Source organism: Chitinophaga eiseniae, assembly GCF_900167135.1.
GTDB classification, from domain to species: Bacteria; Bacteroidota; Bacteroidia; order Chitinophagales; family Chitinophagaceae; genus Chitinophaga; species Chitinophaga eiseniae.
This window is the reverse complement of record NZ_FUWZ01000005.1, coordinates 50,917-70,872: the sequence shown is the minus strand read 5'-3', so window position 1 is coordinate 70,872 and position 19,956 is coordinate 50,917. Positions and strand designations below refer to the sequence as shown.

At 49.9% G+C, this 19,956-nt stretch carries 20 protein-coding genes and 1 tRNA gene; 6 read left to right on the top strand and 15 right to left on the bottom strand.

The features are described from left to right. A tRNA-Val gene (locus tag B5D63_RS26440) sits at positions 1-75 on the top strand. 266 nt (positions 76-341) lie between these two features. Here the strand turns inward: B5D63_RS26440 and B5D63_RS26435 are convergent. Beyond that, positions 342-1,316, bottom strand: a complete 975-nt coding sequence (locus B5D63_RS26435; protein WP_078671879.1) for a hypothetical protein — start codon at positions 1,314-1,316, stop codon at positions 342-344. Between the two features lie 129 nt (positions 1,317-1,445). Between B5D63_RS26435 and B5D63_RS26430 the strand changes: the two genes are divergently transcribed. Together B5D63_RS26430 and B5D63_RS26425 are read left to right on the top strand one after the other, a co-directional pair. Beyond that, entirely contained in the window at positions 1,446-2,105 is a 660-nt protein-coding gene (locus tag B5D63_RS26430) for a metal-dependent transcriptional regulator (RefSeq protein WP_078671878.1), read from the top strand. A gap of 4 nt (positions 2,106-2,109) precedes the next feature. Beyond that, the gene (locus B5D63_RS26425) at positions 2,110-3,981 is read left to right on the top strand and encodes an Nramp family divalent metal transporter (protein WP_078671877.1); all 1,872 of its coding nucleotides are present in this window, start codon (positions 2,110-2,112) and stop codon (positions 3,979-3,981) included. A 9-nt stretch (positions 3,982-3,990) separates the two neighbouring features. Here B5D63_RS26425 and B5D63_RS26420 read toward each other — a convergent pair whose 3' ends face one another. Continuing rightward, entirely contained in the window at positions 3,991-5,583 is a 1,593-nt protein-coding gene (locus tag B5D63_RS26420; protein ID WP_159456178.1) for an MFS transporter, read from the bottom strand. A 49-nt stretch (positions 5,584-5,632) separates the two neighbouring features. Further along, complete coding sequence (locus tag B5D63_RS26415; protein WP_078671875.1) at positions 5,633-6,058, bottom strand: MarR family winged helix-turn-helix transcriptional regulator; 426 nt, start codon at positions 6,056-6,058, stop codon at positions 5,633-5,635. Between the two features lie 141 nt (positions 6,059-6,199). Here B5D63_RS26415 and B5D63_RS26410 point away from each other — a divergent pair, with 141 nt between their 5' ends. Then, positions 6,200-6,589, top strand: a complete 390-nt coding sequence (locus tag B5D63_RS26410; protein ID WP_078671874.1) for a thioesterase family protein — start codon at positions 6,200-6,202, stop codon at positions 6,587-6,589. On the opposite strand, the gene B5D63_RS26405 is transcribed toward B5D63_RS26410, so the two are convergent. The 6 genes from B5D63_RS26405 to B5D63_RS26380 form a co-directional block, all read right to left on the bottom strand. Next, on the bottom strand, positions 6,584-7,321 hold the full coding sequence (locus B5D63_RS26405) for a LytR/AlgR family response regulator transcription factor (protein WP_078671873.1): 738 nt from the start codon (positions 7,319-7,321) through the stop codon (positions 6,584-6,586). The two genes, B5D63_RS26410 and B5D63_RS26405, sit on opposite strands and share 6 nt — an antisense overlap. Then, entirely contained in the window at positions 7,299-8,363 is a 1,065-nt protein-coding gene (locus B5D63_RS26400; protein ID WP_078671872.1) for a sensor histidine kinase, read from the bottom strand. The genes B5D63_RS26405 and B5D63_RS26400 overlap by 23 nt, the downstream gene beginning before the upstream one ends. 22 nt (positions 8,364-8,385) lie before the next feature. After that, the gene (locus B5D63_RS26395; protein WP_078671871.1) at positions 8,386-8,739 is read right to left on the bottom strand and encodes a DUF4288 domain-containing protein; all 354 of its coding nucleotides are present in this window, start codon (positions 8,737-8,739) and stop codon (positions 8,386-8,388) included. Positions 8,740-8,796: 57 nt separating this feature from the next. Beyond that, on the bottom strand, positions 8,797-9,537 hold the full coding sequence (locus B5D63_RS26390) for a LiaF transmembrane domain-containing protein (protein WP_078671870.1): 741 nt from the start codon (positions 9,535-9,537) through the stop codon (positions 8,797-8,799). Between the two features lie 303 nt (positions 9,538-9,840). After that, positions 9,841-10,509 carry a ferredoxin reductase domain-containing protein gene (locus B5D63_RS26385; RefSeq protein WP_078671869.1) on the bottom strand — a complete coding sequence of 223 codons (669 nt, stop codon included), beginning with the start codon at positions 10,507-10,509 and terminating at the stop codon, positions 9,841-9,843. Between the two features lie 44 nt (positions 10,510-10,553). Then, positions 10,554-11,159 (bottom strand): GDSL-type esterase/lipase family protein, encoded by a 606-nt coding sequence (locus tag B5D63_RS26380; protein WP_078671868.1) that lies wholly within the window; start codon positions 11,157-11,159, stop codon positions 10,554-10,556. A gap of 190 nt (positions 11,160-11,349) precedes the next feature. On the opposite strand from B5D63_RS26380, the gene icd reads away from it, so the two are divergent. Then, positions 11,350-12,621, top strand: a complete 1,272-nt coding sequence (gene icd, locus B5D63_RS26375; protein WP_078671867.1) for an NADP-dependent isocitrate dehydrogenase — start codon at positions 11,350-11,352, stop codon at positions 12,619-12,621. Positions 12,622-12,996: 375 nt separating this feature from the next. Continuing rightward, positions 12,997-14,223, top strand: a complete 1,227-nt coding sequence (locus tag B5D63_RS26370) for an NADP-dependent isocitrate dehydrogenase (protein WP_078671866.1) — start codon at positions 12,997-12,999, stop codon at positions 14,221-14,223. Positions 14,224-14,385: 162 nt separating this feature from the next. Here the strand turns inward: B5D63_RS26370 and B5D63_RS26365 are convergent, their stop codons facing one another. The 6 genes from B5D63_RS26365 to B5D63_RS26340 all read right to left on the bottom strand — a co-directional run bounded on the left by B5D63_RS26365 (position 14,386) and on the right by B5D63_RS26340 (position 19,888). Beyond that, positions 14,386-16,014, bottom strand: a complete 1,629-nt coding sequence (locus B5D63_RS26365) for a L,D-transpeptidase family protein (protein ID WP_159456177.1) — start codon at positions 16,012-16,014, stop codon at positions 14,386-14,388. 300 nt (positions 16,015-16,314) lie between these two features. Beyond that, positions 16,315-16,884, bottom strand: a complete 570-nt coding sequence (locus B5D63_RS26360) for a helix-turn-helix domain-containing protein (RefSeq protein ID WP_235021631.1) — start codon at positions 16,882-16,884, stop codon at positions 16,315-16,317. Between the two features lie 7 nt (positions 16,885-16,891). Then, positions 16,892-17,746, bottom strand: a complete 855-nt coding sequence (locus B5D63_RS26355; RefSeq protein ID WP_143313111.1) for a hypothetical protein — start codon at positions 17,744-17,746, stop codon at positions 16,892-16,894. Between the two features lie 17 nt (positions 17,747-17,763). Next, positions 17,764-18,309 carry a heavy-metal-associated domain-containing protein gene (locus B5D63_RS26350; protein WP_078671863.1) on the bottom strand — a complete coding sequence of 182 codons (546 nt, stop codon included), beginning with the start codon at positions 18,307-18,309 and terminating at the stop codon, positions 17,764-17,766. Positions 18,310-18,392: 83 nt separating this feature from the next. After that, positions 18,393-18,788 carry an HYC_CC_PP family protein gene (locus tag B5D63_RS26345; RefSeq protein WP_078671862.1) on the bottom strand — a complete coding sequence of 132 codons (396 nt, stop codon included), beginning with the start codon at positions 18,786-18,788 and terminating at the stop codon, positions 18,393-18,395. An 83-nt stretch (positions 18,789-18,871) separates the two neighbouring features. Beyond that, positions 18,872-19,888 carry a hypothetical protein gene (locus tag B5D63_RS26340; RefSeq protein ID WP_078671861.1) on the bottom strand — a complete coding sequence of 339 codons (1,017 nt, stop codon included), beginning with the start codon at positions 19,886-19,888 and terminating at the stop codon, positions 18,872-18,874. Positions 19,889-19,956: the final 68 nt, after the last annotated feature.

Genomic DNA, 19,956 nt, shown 5'->3' with positions numbered 1-19,956 from the left:
GGGAGCTTAGCTCAGCTGGTTCAGAGCATCTGCCTTACAAGCAGAGGGTCACTGGTTCGAATCCAGTAGCTCCCACACAAAGCCATTCAGTAGTTCTACTGAGTGGCTTTTTTGTTTTAATACTTACCTTCGCTGCACATCAACGGACAATACCAGTTCGCCGCTTTGGGTAAAGAAGAATACGCCACCCTGCGTAAAGACAATCCCGGTGCGCAAGCACGCGGGGGTTCACGCAAAGACGCTAAGCAGCAAAGAAATAAATTAAGAAAACCAGGAAAGCAAAGGAGCGGAGATCAAATCGAATTGATCTCCGCTCCTTTGCTTTCTTTGCCGGCTTGTTATTATCTTTGCGTGCTTTGCTGCTTAGCGCCTTTGCGAGGACCCTTCTCCGCTTTTTTCACAAAATTCCCTTCGAAAAAACATTTAATACCACGGTAAGCGCCACAACCGCCGACCTCCCGGATAGTGACTCTGCCGGCGGAGAACTGGAAGGCGATGCCACAGGAAGATTCCTTGTCTTTATACTCTCCTCTGTTACCTGCGATATAATGTCCTCTGCCACTCAGTTCACCTTTGCAGCTGCCGTTATTCTTGGAGAAGGTGATGAAAAACTGAAAAGTTTTAGCATCTTCACCGTCACGGATGGAAATTAGGTTCATGTCGCCGGCAGTGTAATCTCCGGAGAATTTATGCTTGCGGGGCAGTGTATCGATTGGGTTGAAAATTTGTCCGGGCGTAGTGGGACCATTGGAGTTGGTCATGATCAACTGCGCCGTACCGTCTTTCCCTACGGCATAGAAATCTTCTCTCAGGGCGGTGTTGCTACCGCTCAGTTTTTTCTCCGAGCTGATTTTGATCACATTTTTACTGTCGATGGAAGTGAAAACAACGGCACCGTCGGCACTACCGGTGTTGGCTATACGCAAACGGTTCAGGTATTTTCCTTTTTTGTCGAGTATGCAAAGGTAACCGGTTGTTTGTGTGCGGCCTACCGCTTTGATGACCATGTAGTTGGTCACGTTTCCCTGGATGCGGGTCAGCGGGAACAGTTTTACTTTCTCCGTTTTACTGTAATCCCCCTGGGTGAGGGTGTCGGTCAAAAAGCGGCTCACATCAGCAGCACCCACTGCAAGCGAGTCGGCCATTTTCAGCTGCAGGGAATCTGCATTCAGTTTATATGGCAACGTTCCGGGCGTAAACAGTTCCTGGAAGTCTTCAAATGTCATTGGCTCATTAGCGCCTTTGCCAGGTTTCTTGTTGGATTTACAGGCTGCCAGTGCACCAATTGTCAATAATAATAACAGGTAACGCTTCATGCAAAGTTGATTCAGGGCGAAAAGTTAGATATAATTTTTATATGTGCGCAGCTAAAATCAAAAAACATACCGGATAGGGAAAAGTTCAACAAAATTATTTAGATTTGTCTAAATAATATTTTAGACGATATGAACTTATCTATTGCGGAAGAGAACTACGTGAAAGCCATTTACAAGCTCCAGGAAGGGGATACAGCCGTTACCACCAACGGACTGGCGTATGAACTGGATACCAAACCGGCTTCTGTAACGGATATGGCCAAGAAACTGAAAGAGAAACAACTGATAGATTATGAAAAATATAAAGGCATCACCCTCACTGCGGAAGGCCGTAAAACAGCGTTGCAGATCGTACGCCGCCATCGGTTATGGGAATGTTTTCTGGTAGACAAGCTGGCTTTCAGCTGGGAGGAAGTGCATGAGCTGGCTGAAGAACTGGAGCATGTGCGCAGTGAGAAGCTGACCGACCGCCTGAGCGAATACCTCGGCAATCCAACCGTAGACCCGCATGGAGACCCTATCCCCGACGCCCACGGCAGGATGGCCAAACCACGTCCGCAAACATCGCTGGACCAGGCCAACGCCAAAAGGCTGGTGGTAACGGCCGTCACGGACCAGTCGGTCGCCCTGCTGGCTTTTCTCAACGCCAAAGGTATCCGCCTCGGTACCCAGCTGGAGATCGTCGCCCATTACGAATACGACAATTCCATCGAAATCAAAATGAAACACCAGCCTGCGCTCACCATCAGTGAGCAGGTAGCTAAAAATATCATGGTAAGACCTGTTTAAGATTATGGACTACAATCATGCAACGTCCCTGAGTGAGGTACATCAAAGTATTGATACAAGCAACAAATCGAAATGGAGGAAATTGTTCGCCTTTTTCGGGCCGGCTTACCTCGTTTCCGTAGGATACATGGACCCGGGCAACTGGGCCACCGACCTTGCCGGCGGCAGCCAGTACGGCTACAAGCTGATATGGGTACTGCTGATGAGTAATCTGATGGCCCTGCTGCTGCAGAGCCTCAGCGCCCGGCTGGGCATTGTGCGGGGCCGCGATCTGGCGCAGGCCAACAGGGAGACTTATCCGCGCAGCGTTAACTTTATCCTGTACCTGCTGGCGGAAGTAGCCATCGCCGCCACCGACCTTGCCGAAGTACTGGGCATGGCCATCGGGCTGCAACTGCTGACAGGCCTGCCGCTCATATGGGGCGTAAGCCTCACCGTGCTCGACACTTTCCTGCTGCTGATACTGCAACGGTACGGTATCCGCAAAATGGAAGCTTTTATTGTGGCGCTCGTTGCCATCGTAGGCATATCCTTTCTCGTACAGCTGGTCATGGCCAAGCCCGATATGCGGGAAGTGGCGCAGGGTTTTATCCCTTCCATCCCCGATAATACTGCACTGTACATCGCTATCGGCATTATCGGCGCAACAGTGATGCCGCACAACCTCTACCTCCATTCCGCGCTGGTACAGACCCGTAAAATCAAACGGGACGACGCCGGTATCAAACAGGCGCTGAAACTTAATTTTATAGACAGCACCATTGCGCTCAACCTCGCCTTCCTCGTCAATGCCGCTATCCTTATCCTGGCTGCTGCCGTGTTCTTTAAAACAGGCCGCACAGACGTGGCAGAAATACAGGATGCGCATAAGCTGCTGGAGCAGCTGCTCAGCAGCAAGCTCGCCCCTATCCTCTTCGCGGTGGCGCTGATAGCGGCCGGACAGAGCAGCACGGTGACCGGCACCCTGGCAGGACAGATCATCATGGAAGGTTATCTGCACCTGCGTATCAACCCATGGCTGCGGCGGCTGCTGACCCGCCTGCTGGCCATCGTGCCGGCCTTCCTCGTGATCCTCATCGCCGGTGAAAACGAAGTAGGCGCCCTGCTGGTCTTTAGCCAGGTGCTGCTGAGCATGCAGCTGGGCTTCGCCATCATTCCGCTGATCCACTTCGTGAGCGATAAACATACCATGGGCAAATTTGTCATCAAACCCACTACCAAAGTGCTCAGCTGGGCCATCACCGCTTTGTTGGTATATTTGAATATGCGCATGGTGTACACAGAAGCGACGGGCTATATTTCCGGCAACGGCAACATCTTCGTGGACGGCATCATCATCCTGGCCTCCCTAGGCTTTGTGGTGCTGCTGATCATCACGGTGGTATACCCGCTGGTAAGCCGCTACCGCCAGGAAACATCCGGTGGCATTCATACCCCGCAGGTATCCCTCGGGGAACTGGAAACACCGGAATACAAACGTATTGCCATGGCCCTGGAATTCAGCAAAAAAGACGAACAGATCATCTCCAACGCCATCGCTCACGGCAACGAGCATACGGAATACCTGTTGATACACATCGTGGAAAGCGCTTCAGCCAAATACTTCGGTAAAGATTCGGATGACTTCGAAACCCGCAAGGACCAGGAACAGCTGGACACCTACCTCGCGCTGCTGAACAGCCGCGGCATCAAAGCCAGGGGTATGCTGGGCTTCCGCCACCGCGCCAAAGAAATAGCCCGCATCGTCAACCATGAGAAAGCAGATTTCCTCGTACTCGGCGGGCACGGCCACAAAGGCATCAAGGACTGGATTTACGGGGAAACCGCCAACCAGGTACGCCACTTTGTAAAAATACCCGTACTGGTGGTGCAATAACGGTAACGATTACACGATTTTATACTTGTTCCGGGCAGCGATTTCGTGCATTTCAAACCGGCGTACCAGCAATACCAGTACAGCTGCTATCACCGCCAGGATAGCCACATACATTGCAACGCCACGCAGGGACGCCAGCATAGCCTGTAACTGCAGCTTCTGCCGGATCATGGCCTGCGCCGCCAGCGTGGCGTGCTGCAGGTCCATACCGTGGGACTGGTACAAGGCCCTGAAATTGCCCAGCTCCCTACCGTACAACGGATTGTCAGCTGTAAGATGCTCAGACAATGCGGCGGCATGAGTAGCCGTTCCCCTGAACAGCCAGTTGCTGTACAGCGAATACCCTGCAAAGGAACCGATGATGTAACGGAAAGACAGGCTGCCCATCACCCTGTCCCCGTTCATATGCCGGGGCACATTGGTAGCGGTAAACGTGGAAAGCGTTGTAAGCACCAGGCCGTAAGCCATGCCCTGCAACAAAAACGGAACAACCAGCGCATCCACGGTGGCAGCTGTTTGTATATTGTTACAAAAAAGATACAACGAACCGCCGTAGAAGAGAAAACCCAAACTCAGCATCGCGCGGCGCTGCGCCCCTTTATAGAGCAGCCAGCCGGTCAACGGAAAGCTTACCAGGTAGGCGCACAGTGTAATAACAGCCACCTGCGAAAGATAATTTTCTTCTCCCCGGAAATTATAACCGGCATAATAGTTAAACAACATATTGGTACTGTAAAACACATACAATACCACCATGAAAGCGATACCCAGCGGCACCTGCCGGTAAAGCCGGAATACCCGCAGGTTCCAGAATGGCCGCTTCACCTGGAACTGCCGGTATATAAACAACGAAGTACCGATCACACAGCCGGCCAGGGCATACACGATGGTATCATCTTCAAACCAATCGAGCGTTTTTCCATAAGTAAGCATATAGGCAAAAAGGAAAGCGGCGGCCACAAACAACAACATACTGAGCCAGTCCACCTGGTACAAAGGCACGCGCCGCTGCATCCGCTGGCGGTGGAACAAACATACACACAACAGCATACAGACACCTGCCGCTGCTGCGGAAATCAGGTAGATATCCCGCCAGTCATCCGCTTCCAGCACAGGATTCACCAGGATATTAGCCAGTTCTCCCCCGAAACGCGCAATGGTATAATAGATACCATAAAACAGCGCCCGGTGGCGCATGATGGGATATTCGTTCGTTAACAGCGAGATAAAATCCAGCAGGCAGGCGAGTTTCAGCATACCGATAAAAAAATTGCCGATCAGCAACAGCGGCGCATAGTTGACCGTGAAACATAACAGCGATAACACTACCTGCAATACCAGCGCCAGCTGCAGCAGGTCCGATTTCCGGAAATACATCCGCAGGCGGTAGTAGACCGGTATGATGGCTACCATACCGATAGCGCCGGCCTGCGAAAACCAGGTGACCGTTTCCGGTGCTATGCCATAAAATGCCGCCAGCCGCGAAGCCGTGGTGCTGGTGATGCCCAGCACAAAGGACTGCAGGATGATCAGTACGATGATGGCAGGGCCTTTTACTGTCCGCGGTACGAAAAACCGGTATGGTGATAACGCATAAGCCATGGAATATCGTTTATATATCGTTGAACATGCAACTATTCGAATAAATTTTTTATTGCAGCTGGTGGATGATAGCAGACAGCACTGCCCGGGCCGCCGCCAGTTCTTTTTCATCGAAACCTGCGGTTACCCCGTCCAGGAACGGGTCCAGTACCGGCAGCACCTTCTCCCGGAGTGATAATCCTTCCGTAGTGAGCATAATTTTTTTGTTGCGCGCATCGCTTTCATCCGCCACTCGTAACACCAGACCACGTTTTTCCATATTGTGGATAACTTTGGTGATGCTGGCTTTGTCTTTATGCAACAGGTCGGCTATCTCCTGTTGTTTTCGTCCTTCCTGGCGCCACAGTATTCGCAGGACCGTTACCATTTCAGACGTGAGATCGATGTGGTGCTGCGCCAGCAATGCATTGATACGCTGCCGGTAGAGTCCGAGCGCCTGGGAGATTAATAAGCTGATCCGTGGTGACTGGTCCATGCAACTGTTTTAATATGACAAAGGTACAAAATTAGTTGCACATTCAACTAAATACATTTTTCCGTCATTGACAGACACAGGCGTCAGCATGTTTCCGGAACGATTAATACCTTAACTTAGGTCAGACCAATAAAATGAAATATGCGATCCATCTTCCGGCCCGGCGATGTGAAACATTTTACCCGTCATGTGCGGGCAGAGGACTGTGCGTCTTTCGACAGTGGCCAGGTGCATCCGGTGTACGCCACCTTTGCACTGGGCCGCGACGCCGAATGGTGCTGCCGGTTGTTTGTGCTGGAAATGAAAACGGACGAAGAGGAGGGTATCGGTACGATGCTTACCGTAGAGCATCTTTCACCGGCCCTGCAAGGCAGCGAGGTACATTTTACCGCTACCATCACCACTTTGCAGGGAAATGAAATCATCTGTAGTTACGAAGCGCATTGTGGCGGCCGGCTTATTGCCCGGGGCACACAGGCGCAGAAAATATTACTGAAAGAAAAACTGGAACGGCGTTTTGCTGCCTTATAAGCCCAGCGCTGCTTTCAGACGGGGATAACCGGTTTTGCTCACCAGCACCCTGGCCCCGCTGCGCAGGATAGCCAGGTGGTTCTCCTTCTCATAAGGGTCGATGCGGGTCACCTGGTTAACGTTGAGTATAAACGAGCGGTGTACGCGCGTGAACTGCTGCGGGTCCAATGTCTGTTCAAAAAACGACATGGTTTTGTTCTTCAGGAAGCTGCCTTCCTGCGTCACAATCTTCACGTAATCATCTGCCGCTTCCAGGTAATGGATATCCTGTACCGGGATAATTTTGATTTTGCCGTTGATCTTGATCACCACCCGGTTGTTCTGTAATGGCGTAGCAGCGGCTGTTTCCAGTAACGCAGCCGTAGCGGCGGCATTGCTGTTATGTTGTTCCATCCATTTCTGGAAGGCTTTGTCAAAACGATCGCGGGAGAAAGGTTTCAGCAGGTAATCCACCGCGTGTACTTCGAAAGCGCGGAGGGCATGTTCTTCAAAAGCGGTGGTGAATATAACGGCCGGCATATTTTCCACCAGCTCCAGCATTTCAAAGCCGGTGATCTTCGGCATCTGGATATCGAGGAAGATGATATCCGGCTGATGTTGCTGAATGGCTTTCAGTCCTTCAAAACCATCGTTGCATTCCTGCATCAGCTGCACCTGCGGGTAACCTGACAGGAACTCCTTTACCACTTCACGTGCCAGAGGTTCATCATCAATTATTACTGCTTTTATCATGTGTTTGTGGTACTTTAATCAGCGTGGTATAAATATTTTCCTGTGCGCCCGTTTCCATGAGGTCCTGCCTTGCAAACAACAGATACAGCCTGCGCCTGATGGAAGTGAGTCCGAAACCGGTGCCTTTGTTGGGCTGCTGCAGTTCGTTGTCAAACGGGTTTTTCACTTCCAGCATCAGCATCCCTTCTTCCACGAAAGCCCTGATGGTAATGGTGATATCTCCTACCGTATCATACAGCCCGAATTTGATGGCGTTTTCCACTACCGGTTGCAACAGCATGGGGGGCATATACATGGCTTCGGCCGCTTCGTCGTAACTAACGCTGGTGGTTAAACGATGACCGAATCTCACTTTTTCAATATCCAGGTACAACTGGAGATACTGGAGTTCTTCTTTCAGGGAGATCCAGTGATCGTCTTCCCGTTTCAGGGAGCCCCGGAGGAAGTCTGAGAGTTTGAGCACCATTTCGCGGGCCTGCTCGGGACGCAGCATAATGAGCGCGTTGATAGAGTTGAGGCTGTTGAACAGGAAGTGCGGCTGTAGCTGTTGCCGCAGTTTGTACAACTCTGCCTCCCGGATAATGGCTTCGTTGGCCTCTCTCCTTTCCCTTTCGCCCTGTTCTTCTTCTTCGTCGTACCACAGCTGGCTGCGGTAGCCAATGCCGGCGATGATCATGCATCCCACGATAAAATGAATGGGGATGGCGCTGTTCAGCCAATGCAGATATACCGGGTCGCTGTCGAAGGTGGTTTCCAGTAGCCAGTGGGTGAAGAATACCCAGAGGGCGGCCATCACGGAACTGACCACGGTTACATACAGGAACTTGTTGATCCCGGCTCCCGGGCGGTAGTATGACAGGTTGCGGCTGATCAGGAATCCGGCGCCCCCCAGCAGGATCACATGCACTGAGCTGTCTGAGATGGCCTGCCATGCGGTAAGATTAAACCAGTAATACAGCAGGGCAGCATACAGCACCAGCCAGATCAGGAAAGAGGTAAGGAAACTCCACCGGGAGTTTCCTTTATATAATTCTTTTGCCAAATGTGCGCTTTTATTGTCCGTTTTAAACGTTCACTTCAATATACTGTTGTCCCTGCAGCTGGGCAGATTTCATCTGCAGCCAGGCAATATAGGAGTTAGGGTCTCCCGGTTCTTCTATACGGGAATACAGTTCCATTCCGTCTGTCAGTTGATCAAGGGTATATACTTCAGGTACATTGATGAATTTCCATTGTACCAGCTCCTGTTGCTGGTTCTTGAATGCGTATTGTTCCTGCATTCCGATTTCCCTTGCTTTCTGCCAGGCTTCTTTTTTGGAGATGGCGCTGATCAGTCTCAACTGTTCATCGAATTGCGGTGTATGACTGCCATTACCGCAAATGATCTGATAAACTACTTTAGCAACAAACCAATACATACAATAAGATTTAAAAAGTTGGTAAGATAATGCGCTGATATGGTTTCCGCGGGTTCCTTAAGCGAAGCTTTTGATCTCCACTCCACCGAAAATACAGGAGCCTTTCAGCAGCAATACTTTGTCTTTATCAATACTTCCCAGCAGTGCAGCGGGGCGTTTTTCCTCCACGCCGCCCATGATGGTAGAGATGTCTACTTTCACCGTCCAGTTGGCCGGTACTACTATTTCACAGCCACCGAAGATCGCGGTCACTTCCAGCGTTACGGTACCGTTGATGTCTGCCTGCATCAGGTTGAGGTCTGTACCGCCAAATACATTGGAGACATAACCGCCTTTGAAGTTTTTGGAGGTCACCACCTTTTCCAGGCCACTGAAACAGGAGGAGATGTTGATGGTATCGTCGTCGGCTGAAATATCGCTGCTGGTACGGTCTTTCGCGAAATATCTTGCGTCTGAGAAATAACTTTCGTTTTGTCTTTTAAACAGGGCGGTAATACCGATGGCGATCAATACGACCGGCCAGATGAACTTGGCGGTATTGTAGGGCCAGTGCAGGATTTCGCCTGCCAGGAAAATGCCGCCTACGGTGATCATCGCAAACCAGGGGCCGCCTCTGAAATTATGTTTAAAGCCCAGTGCCAGGCCGATTACGATCAGAATCATTTGCCAGGAGAACACCCAGTTGGGGATGTCCAGATCAAGCCGCTGCAGCAGCAGTGCGGTACCTATGAGGATAAGAATAATACCGCCGATACCGCGTCCTCTTCTTCTTCTGGCGACAAAATCATCTTTAATCATTGTCTTGCTTTTTTCATTGCTGGAATGTTTTAACAATACAAAAGTAGGACGGCCGGAGCGGCTGTAAAAGCGCCATTAGGCTAAAAATGCGGTTTTACCGGTAAAAAGCAGGAAAAGACCGGTGAAAATACCCCCGGCGCTTTGGCCGGCAGCGATACTGTAGCATTTCCTCCGGTGAAAGTGTTCCGGGCGTTGGCTGGGCCCGCAAAAGATAGCTGTATCATAGCTTTTCTCCGGTGAAAGAGCGTTTCCGGCACAACATAGCCTTATAACGGGCCTCGGGAAACCCTCGGAACCGGGAAATCAGATCTCTACGGTCACCAGGTCGGCCTTGCCGGAGAGTTTTTCCAGTACCTCTTTGAGTTGCTGGACCATCAGATCGGGGCCACAGATATAGAAATGCTGGTTGAAATCGGAAATTTTCCTTTTCAAATAGGCTTCATCTACTATATGATGCTCATAACCGGGTACTTCTTCCCTTGTGATGGTATTAATGAAGTTGTTACCCAACATCTCTTCAAATTCATCTTTAAGAATAATGTCCGCGTAGGTGCGGTTAGAGAAGATCAGCTTGTTATTCCCCAGTTGTCCCTTGCGTTGCAGGTCGCGGAAAATGGCGATAAAAGGGGTGACGCCGGCGCCTCCGGCGATAAAGACGCCTTCTCCTTTGTATTGGATGGCTCCCCAGACATCGTGCAGGATCAGGCTGTCGCCTGGCTGGATATGACCCAGCAGGTCAGTCACGCTGTGATGGTCCGGGTAACTTTTGATAGTGAATTCGAGGTGGTCCCATTCATTGAGACCGGTAAAGGTAAAAGGGCGGCGTTCGTCTTCCCATCCGGGCTTGTTCACTGCTACTTCGGTGGCCTGACCGGGGACAAACGCATATCCTTCGGGTTTTTCCACTTTATAACGTCTTACATTATGTGTGACGGGGGTAACGGATAATACTTTAACGATATGGCTTTCCATAGTGTAGGTTTTCTGGTTTGATATGAATATAGGATATTTTTTGCTCAACGCAGTATCTCCGCAGACAGCGCGGCCAGGTCCACAGCCCAGCGGGCATAGTCCTTTCCGGAAGGATGCAGGCCGTCGGCCGCCACCAGCGTGGTATCCTGCGCCGCTTCGCGGGTATAGTGCGTAATGTCCAGCCAGTGCACGCCCTCCGCTGCCGCCACGGCTTTATTGACCGCATTAAAAGCGTCTATTTCCCGGGCAATGGCGGCCCGGTCCCGGTCAGCCGCAAAAGGTGTGACGCCCCAGTCAGGGATAGACAGCACCACTACATGCCCCCGCCGCTGACCGGCAAAATCAATGGCCCGCCGCAGCAGCCCGGTAAATTGCTGCCGGTATTCGTCCAGGCTGCGGCCGCGGTACTGGTTATTCACCCCGATCAGCAGGGTTACCAGGTCGAAAGTACCGGTAATACGGGCTTCCCGGATACCGTTTTCCAGCTCGTCGGTCGTCCATCCGGTAACAGCCACTATCCGGGGATCGGTCATCATGATGCTTTTAGCCCGCAACAGCTGCACTGCCTGCACCGGGAAACGCTCCGTTTCCGCGACGCTTTCACCGATCGTATAGCTGTCACCCAGCGCCAGGAAAGAATATGGGACCATAAGGGAATCTGCGGTTTTGTGGTGATAAAAAAACGAACAGCAAAATAGCATTAATCCTAACATAAGCAAAAAGTTATATACGCCCTCTTTTTCACACAGATTTAAGCAGAAAGTTGACCGGCCTTAACCCGGAATGCTGTACCTTTGCACCCGATTACAACAATTACGTAACGCATAAAGAAACCGTTTTATGCCGGCAGAAAAAATATCGATGAACAATGGCCTGTTACAGGTCCCTAACCACCCAATCATACCATTTATTATAGGCGACGGAATCGGTCCGGATATCTGGAGAGCCAGCGTCCGTGTATTCGACGCAGCTGTGGAAAAAGCCTATGGTAGTGAGCGGAAAATTGAATGGAAAGAAGTATTGGCAGGCGAAAAAGCCTTCCAGGAAACCGGCGAATGGTTGCCTGCTGCAACGCTGGATGCGTTGAAAAATTACCTCGTGTCTATTAAAGGCCCCCTGTCTACCCCTGTGGGTGGCGGTATGCGTTCCCTGAACGTGGCCATGCGCCAGGAACTGGACCTCTACGCCTGTGTAAGGCCGGTACGCTGGTTCAACAAAGTACCTTCTCCGGTAAAACACCCTGAGAAAGTAGACATGGTGATCTTCCGCGAAAACACAGAAGATATCTATGCCGGCATCGAATATATGACGGGCACGCCTGAATGCGAAAAACTGCTCAACTTCCTGCAGAACGAAATGGGCGTGAAAAAAATCCGCTTCCCGCAAACCTCTTCCCTTGGCATCAAACCGGTGTCTATCGAAGGAACTGAAAGACTGGTGCGCGCCGCCATCCTGTATGCGCTGGAGCACAAACGCCCTTCCGTTACCCTCGTGCACAAAGGCAACATCATGAAATTCACCGAAGGCGGCTTCAAAAACTGGGGCTACGCACTGGCGGTAAGAGAATTTGGTGATCAGGTATATACCTGGGAACAGTGGGAACAAACCAAAAAAGAACAGAACGAAGAAGCAGCCAATAAGGCACTGAAAGTAGCGCTCGCAGAAGGTAAACTGCTGATCAAAGACGTGATCGCCGACAACTTCCTGCAACAGATACTACTGGCTCCGCAGGACTACTCTGTGGTAGCTACGCTGAACCTGAACGGCGACTATATCTCCGACGCACTGGCTGCGGCAGTAGGTGGCATCGGTATCGCACCGGGCGCCAATATCAACTACCTCACCGGGCACGCCGTGTTCGAAGCAACCCATGGCACCGCCCCGCGTTTCGCCAACACCAACACCATGAACCCTTCTTCCGTTATCCTCAGCGGGGTAATGATGCTCGAATACATGGGCTGGAAAGAAGCCGCCAACATTATCGTGCATGGCCTGAGCACTGCTATCGCCCGCAAACGCGTTACCATCGACTTCTACAACCTGATGGACGACGCCACCCTGGTAAAAACCAGCGAGTTCGCGGACGAAGTGATCAAACAAATGCAACATTAGTGCTCGCAGAGACACAAAGTACCGCAAAGGCGCTAAGTTTTTTAATAAGATAAAGTAAGAAAGCAAAGGAGCGAAGATCCCCCTTATTGCATATGTTGTATTATCATTGTATTATATTTTAATGCAATACAATGAAATCGTCATACAGGATAGCAATAAAGGGGATCAAATTCCTTTGCTTTCTTATTTTATCTTATCTTATTAAAAAACTTAGCGCCTTTGCGGTACTTTATGTCTTTGCGAGAACCTTACGTGTGAAAATGTTTTGTAATTTTCCCAGCTATTTGTATTTTTCGTGATTATCCCTTTTAGGGACTTGCTTGAATAGTTGTTCGTTTTTGTTGCTTTTAATCTAATTTTTTAAAAAAAACCGTAATGTCAAAAATTAAAGTAGCTAATCCGGTGGTAGAACTGGATGGAGACGAGATGACACGGATCATCTGGAAATTCATTAAGGATAAACTGATACTTCCATATCTGGACGTAGAAATCAAATACTTTGACCTGGGCATGGAACACCGCGATGCTACCAACGACCAGGTTACGATTGATGCTGCTAACGCTATCCGCGAAACAGGCGTAGGTATTAAATGCGCCACCATCACCCCTGATGAAGCCCGCGTAAAAGAATTTAACCTGAAACAAATGTGGAAATCACCGAACGGCACTATCCGTAACATCCTGGATGGTACTGTGTTCCGTGAACCCATCGTGATGAAAAACGTGCCACGCCTCGTGCCTAACTGGACTGCTCCTATCTGCATCGGCCGTCACGCTTTCGGAGACCAATACCGCGCTACCGACTTTGTGACCAAAGGCAAAGGCAAACTCACCATCAAATTTGAAGGTGAAAACGGTGAAGTGATCGAACACGAAGTGTACAACTTCAAAGGCGACGGCGTTGCATTGGCCATGTACAACACCGACGAGTCTATCAAAGGCTTCGCACGCGCTTGTTTCAACCAGGCCCTGATGAAAAAATGGCCGCTGTACCTGAGCACCAAAAACACCATCCTGAAAAAATATGATGGTCGTTTCAAAGATATTTTCGAAGAAATCTACCAGCAGGAATTTAAAACTGCTTTCGATGCTGCAGGCCTCACCTACGAGCACCGCCTCATCGATGACATGGTGGCTTCTGCCCTGAAATGGAACGGTAACTTCGTATGGGCTTGTAAGAACTACGATGGCGACGTTCAGTCCGACACCGTAGCACAAGGCTTCGGCTCCCTCGGCCTCATGACTTCCACCCTCGTTACGCCGGATGGCAAAACCATGGAAGCAGAAGCAGCTCACGGCACCGTTACCCGCCACTACCGCGACCACCAGGCCGGTAAACCTACCTCCACCAACCCTATCGCTTCCATCTTCGCATGGACCCGCGGTCTGGAATTCCGTGGCAAACTGGACAGCAACCAGGAACTGATCAACTTCTGTCAGGCACTGGAACAGGTTTGTATCGAAACAGTGGAAAGCGGTAAAATGACCAAAGATCTCGCAGTTTGTATCCACGGCAACAAAGTGGAACACGGCAAACACTACCTCTACACAGAAGAATTCCTGGAAGAGCTGGACAAAGCCCTGAAAACCAAACTGGCTTAATCAGCATTTTGGAATTTTTTGATGTACAAATTTTCTGATTTTGTAGATCATCAATAAATAAAAGAAAGGACCGAAGCATTTGATCGCTTCGGTCCTTTCTTTTATCCGCTTATGTTATCAAACAAAATCAAAAAATTTGTACATCAAAAAATCTCCAAATCTCTACAGTCCCATTTGTTTGCGTACTACTTTATCTTCTGCGTAGATATCATCGTAAAACACCAACGTACCTTCTTTTCCTTCTGCCGTGAAATAACGGAGGTAGATCGGGACACGGCGGGTAAGGTCTACCTGCCGCTTCTCTTCCCTGTCAATCCAGGCACGGATACTGTCGCCTCTGTGGTTCGCCGTGTCCGGTGAAGATACGAGGTACTGCGCCAGGCTGTCCCACTGCTGCACCCGTACACAGCCATGGCTCATGGCGCGCATCGAGTTTTTGAACAGCCCGCGGTTGTTGGTATCATGCAGGTATACGCTGTATTTGTTGCGGAAATTGAACTTCATAATACCCAGCGAGTTGTCCAGCCCGTCCATCTGTCGCAGTACATAAGGAAAATGCCCTTTCGACAACTTGCTCCAGTCTATCGTATACGGATCTACGGCGTTGCCGGAAGCATCGATCACTTCCAGGTTTTTGGCGGCCAGGTAACCCACGTCTTTCTTAATAGCCGGCAGCATCTCTTTAAACACAATGCTGTAGGGCACACGCCAGTAGGGGAATAACATGAAGTTGGTCATGTAAGAGTTAAGGATGGGCGTACGGGTGCGCGGTGTGCCCACGATCACGCGCGATTCCAGTTTTACCTCTCCGCTATCCACCACCTGCAGCGTATAGCCGGGCAGGTTAACCATAATATACTGCCTGGGCAGCGTATCCGGGAGTTTGCGCCAGCGGTCGAGGTTTACGGCAGCCTGCATCAACCAGTCATGTGCCGAGCGATTGAGGGCCGTCACGGTCCTTCTGCCGGGCACACCATCCGGATAGATATTAAATTCTTTCTGAAATGCTTTTACGCCGGTCTTTATCAAAGCGCTGTCTATTTCTTTACCGGTGGTGTCCAGGTGGCCGCTCTGCACCAGGCGGTCAACGACCAGCAGGCGGAAAGCAGGTGTATCCGTATAATTGAGCGGTAAGGTGTCCCAGTGGTAACCGGCGTACTTTTCCCTGAAGGTGCGGATGCCCTCTTTCAGCGCTACATAGCCGGGATGCGTAGGTTCCAGGTCATGCAGCAGGGTGGTCACTTCGCCCTGTTCCAGCGCCTGGTGAAGCTTGGCCGTCAGTTGGGCGTTGGTGAACAGGGAATCGGCTTTCAGCGTAACGCTGTCACGTGGTGCTGCTCCGAAACGCAGGTCAGATGCCATTCGCATAAAAGCGTCGGTCAGCATAACATCCATCCGCGCCCACATGGCGGCGTCTTTTTTGGCGGCAGGGTCGTTGCTGAGTTGTTCCCAGGCGGTGTTCAGCGCAGGTTCGTGGTAATGCGCCGGCAGCAGGCCTACATCTTCCGCCTGTTTGATAGCATCTATCATAGTGGCGGCGGCAGCATTCGGCACACCGTCTTTCGACCAGCGGCTGGCATTTTCCTTTTCCTTGTAAAACTCCTGTAAGGCCTCGGGCCGGAAGGCGGGAAGACTGTCTTCCATCAAACCATCATTGTCCTGAATGGCTGACAACCGTTCGGTGATACTCTCTTTTACCACTTCATCCAGCTGCCGGATGTTGGCGACAATCTGTTTCTTTTTGGGGGTTGCGTGCTTCTTTCCATGTCCACAAGCTAACAACAAACACATTCCGGAGCCGCATAACAAACTAAAAATAAGAATCTTGTACTTCATCTGAAAAAATCGATGGGTAAAGATATATAATTTCCATGCCAAAAATAAAAATCCCGGAGCGTCAGCTCCGGGACATTCCGGTCGGCACCAGGTATACCGTTAACGGCAACACTCTTTTTTGGTGAACAGTGACTGTATGAATTTCAACACAGACAATAATACTTTTTTCATCTCCCGTGATTTTTTTAAAGAAGAGGCTGCGGTGTGCAGCAGCCTCTCTTTTCAACTAAAACTAAAACAACTAACTTCTAACAACTATAGTTTATCAAGGGGAATACGCTTGGGTGTTTTCAGTTGTTTGAACTGGCTGGGCGTCAGGCCGGTCACTTTTTTGAACTGCGCCGACAGATGCGCCACGCTGCTGTACCCCATCTTATAACTGATTTCACTTAAACTCAACTCGTTGTAGTCCAGCAGTTCTTTCACCCGTTCAATTTTTTGCTGAATGATATACTGCTCGATGGTCACTCCTTCCATTTCGGAAAAAAGGCTGCTCAGGTAGTGATAGTCCTTTTGCAGCTTGCCGGCCAGCAGGGAAGAGAAATTTTCTCTCATGTCATCCAGCTCTGAATAGTGGACGGTTTCTACAACGATATTTTTGATGGCAGCCACCAGTTGTTGCTTTTTATCGTCTATCAGCAGAAAACCTTCCGCCTGCAAAGCAACTGAAACTGCCTGCAATTGTTGTTCAGTCACCTTTCCATCCACTGTGGCTTTGCCCAGCTGAATGTCGGTAACGGTAAACGGTATGGCTTCCAGCACTGATTTGACCACCTTTATACAGCGCGGACAAACCATATTTTTTATGAACAGATCTGTTTTCACGCAGGTGCTATTTTTTAATATTAAAAATATTATGTTCTATACGTACCAAAAACGAATTGAGCGAATTACGCGCCATGTCTCCGGTGAGCTGGGTACGATAAGAAAGGTCCAACCGGGTAGTACTGTTGAAAATAAATTGTACTGCCGGTGCAATATCCAGATACGATCCCTTTCCTGCTGCGTCTGCATTGGTTTTGCCTAACAGTTCCACATACAGGTTCAGGTTGGTCTGGTTAAAGTTCTTATATCTCACCGGAAGCAACAAATATCCTGCGGACAGGCTATAATTTACGGAATTTTTCGGGAATCCCTCCGGGATATTGTCCTTTATATTGTTCATATAACGGGAATACCCCAACGTAGTTGACAACGCCAGTTTATGCAGCAGCTGTGTGGCGATAACGCCGCCGCTCACGCCGGAAGTAGCGCCTTCCAGGTCCAGGTCCGTATTGGCATACGGCTTTTTGGTAGCGGGCGTTGCCGGCAGATAAGGATTGTCGATCACCGAGCCTTTCACGTAGGCAGCCATTCTGAAGTGGGCATGCTGCTGGTCCAGCGACAGGAAACGGTATTTGGCGTAGATGCTGCCGCCCTCCATTCGGATAGAAGACTGCATCATGTTGGCCGCATAACCGATGGCATGTACCATCAGTTTTTTATTGATGCCCCACATGATTTCCGGCTCAAACCGCATGCCTGTGGTCCCGTCATGCTCCATTTTAAAGAACTTGTTGGTCAGTCGGATACCGAGTGAATTGGCCGCCATATTACTGGCAGGCTCTGTGTTGACATATAATTCCTGTGCTGTTGTTACCTGGCTGAAGGCGAAGCACGCCGCAGCCATGATCAAAAATTTGCGCATATACTGAAACCGAAGGATTAAATAGTGACGTGATAAATCCTTTTGGAAGCCTTGGCGTCGTGCGGTGTGCAGCAGTCGGCCATCACCCCTGTCTTATAACAGGGCATAGTGGTTTCAGTTGAATATTTTTTGAACTGTTTGGCAGAAACAAAATCTTTATCGATCACCGTAATGTCTTTGTCTCCGTTCAGCACCTGGTCTTTCACATGCATAAAATGCAGGGTGCTGCCGGCAAAAGGCACGTGGGCGTCATTTTGTACCTTCACGTCGCTGAAGCTGGCGGTCACCACCAGTTTTCCAACGGAAAAACCGGCATCTTCCACTTTCTGTTTGATGGCGTCGATACTAACCGCCGCATCCTGTTTAAAATGCAGAATGAAAGTGGTATTGTTGAGGTCGGTGTCTATTTTGTCTACAAATGGCAGGGTCTGGAGCGATTCCAGGGTAGCCCGTGAACACATGGCGCAGGTGAGGCCGGAAGCCTGGAGACTGGCTTTTTTATATTGCGCCTGAGCGCCAAAGGAGAGTCCTAATGCTACTAAAATAACGGATAATATTTTCATGATCTGAAGATTATAAATTAAAAAAATACAGCAATACCTATAGCTTTCCGCTACGCGGAAAACAGTAACAGGGGAGCTGTTTATCAGATCAGGAAAACGCAGTTGCGCAGGAAAACAGGTGTAGTAGCGCCTATATCAGGGGGATCATGCGGATAGCTATTATGATGCAGCTGTAAGGCGGACAGAGATGGTGTTTGAAGGATTTTTACCGGCAGCTGCAGGTCGGTAGACACCGGCACATCCTGCTGCAGGGCTTTGGCCGCCTGGTGAGAGGTGGTCACCTTACAGAATTTTGCCTCGTTTTTGCAGCAGTCCATACTTTTTACCGGGCGGCCGCACTTCTTGCACTGGTCTTTATCAGAGACGTTCTGCAGCTTTACGGATGCCAGCTTGCCCATGCAATAATGCACGTTTACCGTAAACCCGCTGGTTAACAGCGTGTAGAGGAAAGCAAAAAATATGGCAAAAAAACGTTTCATGTCAGTGCAAAAATACTACAATAAATTGTTTTTTATAGTGACCACTGTCATTTTCAGGATGCGCCGGTTATTTTAACATTCGGTTAGCGTTTGCCGTTTTTTTGTTTTTCGGGAGATGTCAGCCCTTTTTCCAGTTGCTCCACCCTCGCTTTCAACGCTTTGTTCTCCTCCTGCGACCGGATCATGTGCAACGTCAGTTCCTCCACTTTTTGCAGCAGCAGCCGGTTCATCTCGGCAAGGTCCAGCCCGTTCTCTCCTATCTGTTGTGCAGAAGGTATGCCCGGCAGATGACGGTTGCTGGAAATGAAAGCAGCGGTACTGTCCAGTGAAGGGAGTTTGTAATCCGGATGAAATACGTAATCCGGCCAATCGGCAGCATTTTGGGTGACTTTGACTCTTTTTGCATAGACTTCTCCGTTGACAGACAGCGAAGCCCTGGGATTAAAAGTACCGATGCCTACTTTACCGTCTTTTACGACAACGGCTCCTGTGGTACCTCCCATAACGTATTTAGTGGGAATAGCCGCATCTCCATCTGTATTCAGGACCACATCAGCATCTTTTCCCTGGTAGTAGTCAATCGCTCTGAGGTATATACCGGAAATCTTTGCAACAGCAGATGGTACGGCATCACAGCCCGATACGCGGGCGTCTATACGCCAATATCCGCCATATGGATCAGTATTGGCGATCCCGGCCGCCAGGGCCTGTGCCGCAGTTCCCGGAATTTGTACCAATGCATACCCGCCTTCATGCATTTTTCCATTCCACTTCGACACTTTGAACTGATGTCCGGCCTTGTTTTTCCATGAAAACCAAAACCTGAACTGGATTTCACCGCAGGTCATATTATCAGACCGCGCAATCAATATATAATACTGCCTTACATATCCGGGATTTAATGAGCCGCTAAGTAATTGCTCTATGGTAAGATAGCTCCCCTTCGTGATGGTCTGCCACGAATCGCCACCATTCAGCCAGGCAGCCCCTTCTTCATTACCATAAATTTGCAGGATGTTGTGTTCAATTGGCGCCTGAGCATGTGTGGCTGTTGTAAACACCGCCTGTAACAGGCATACGGCAAGGATAAAACGTTTCATAAAATATAGGATCTGGGTTGAACAATAGTAAATCCGGCGTTTATCTGCACCTTGTATCTGCGCAGATA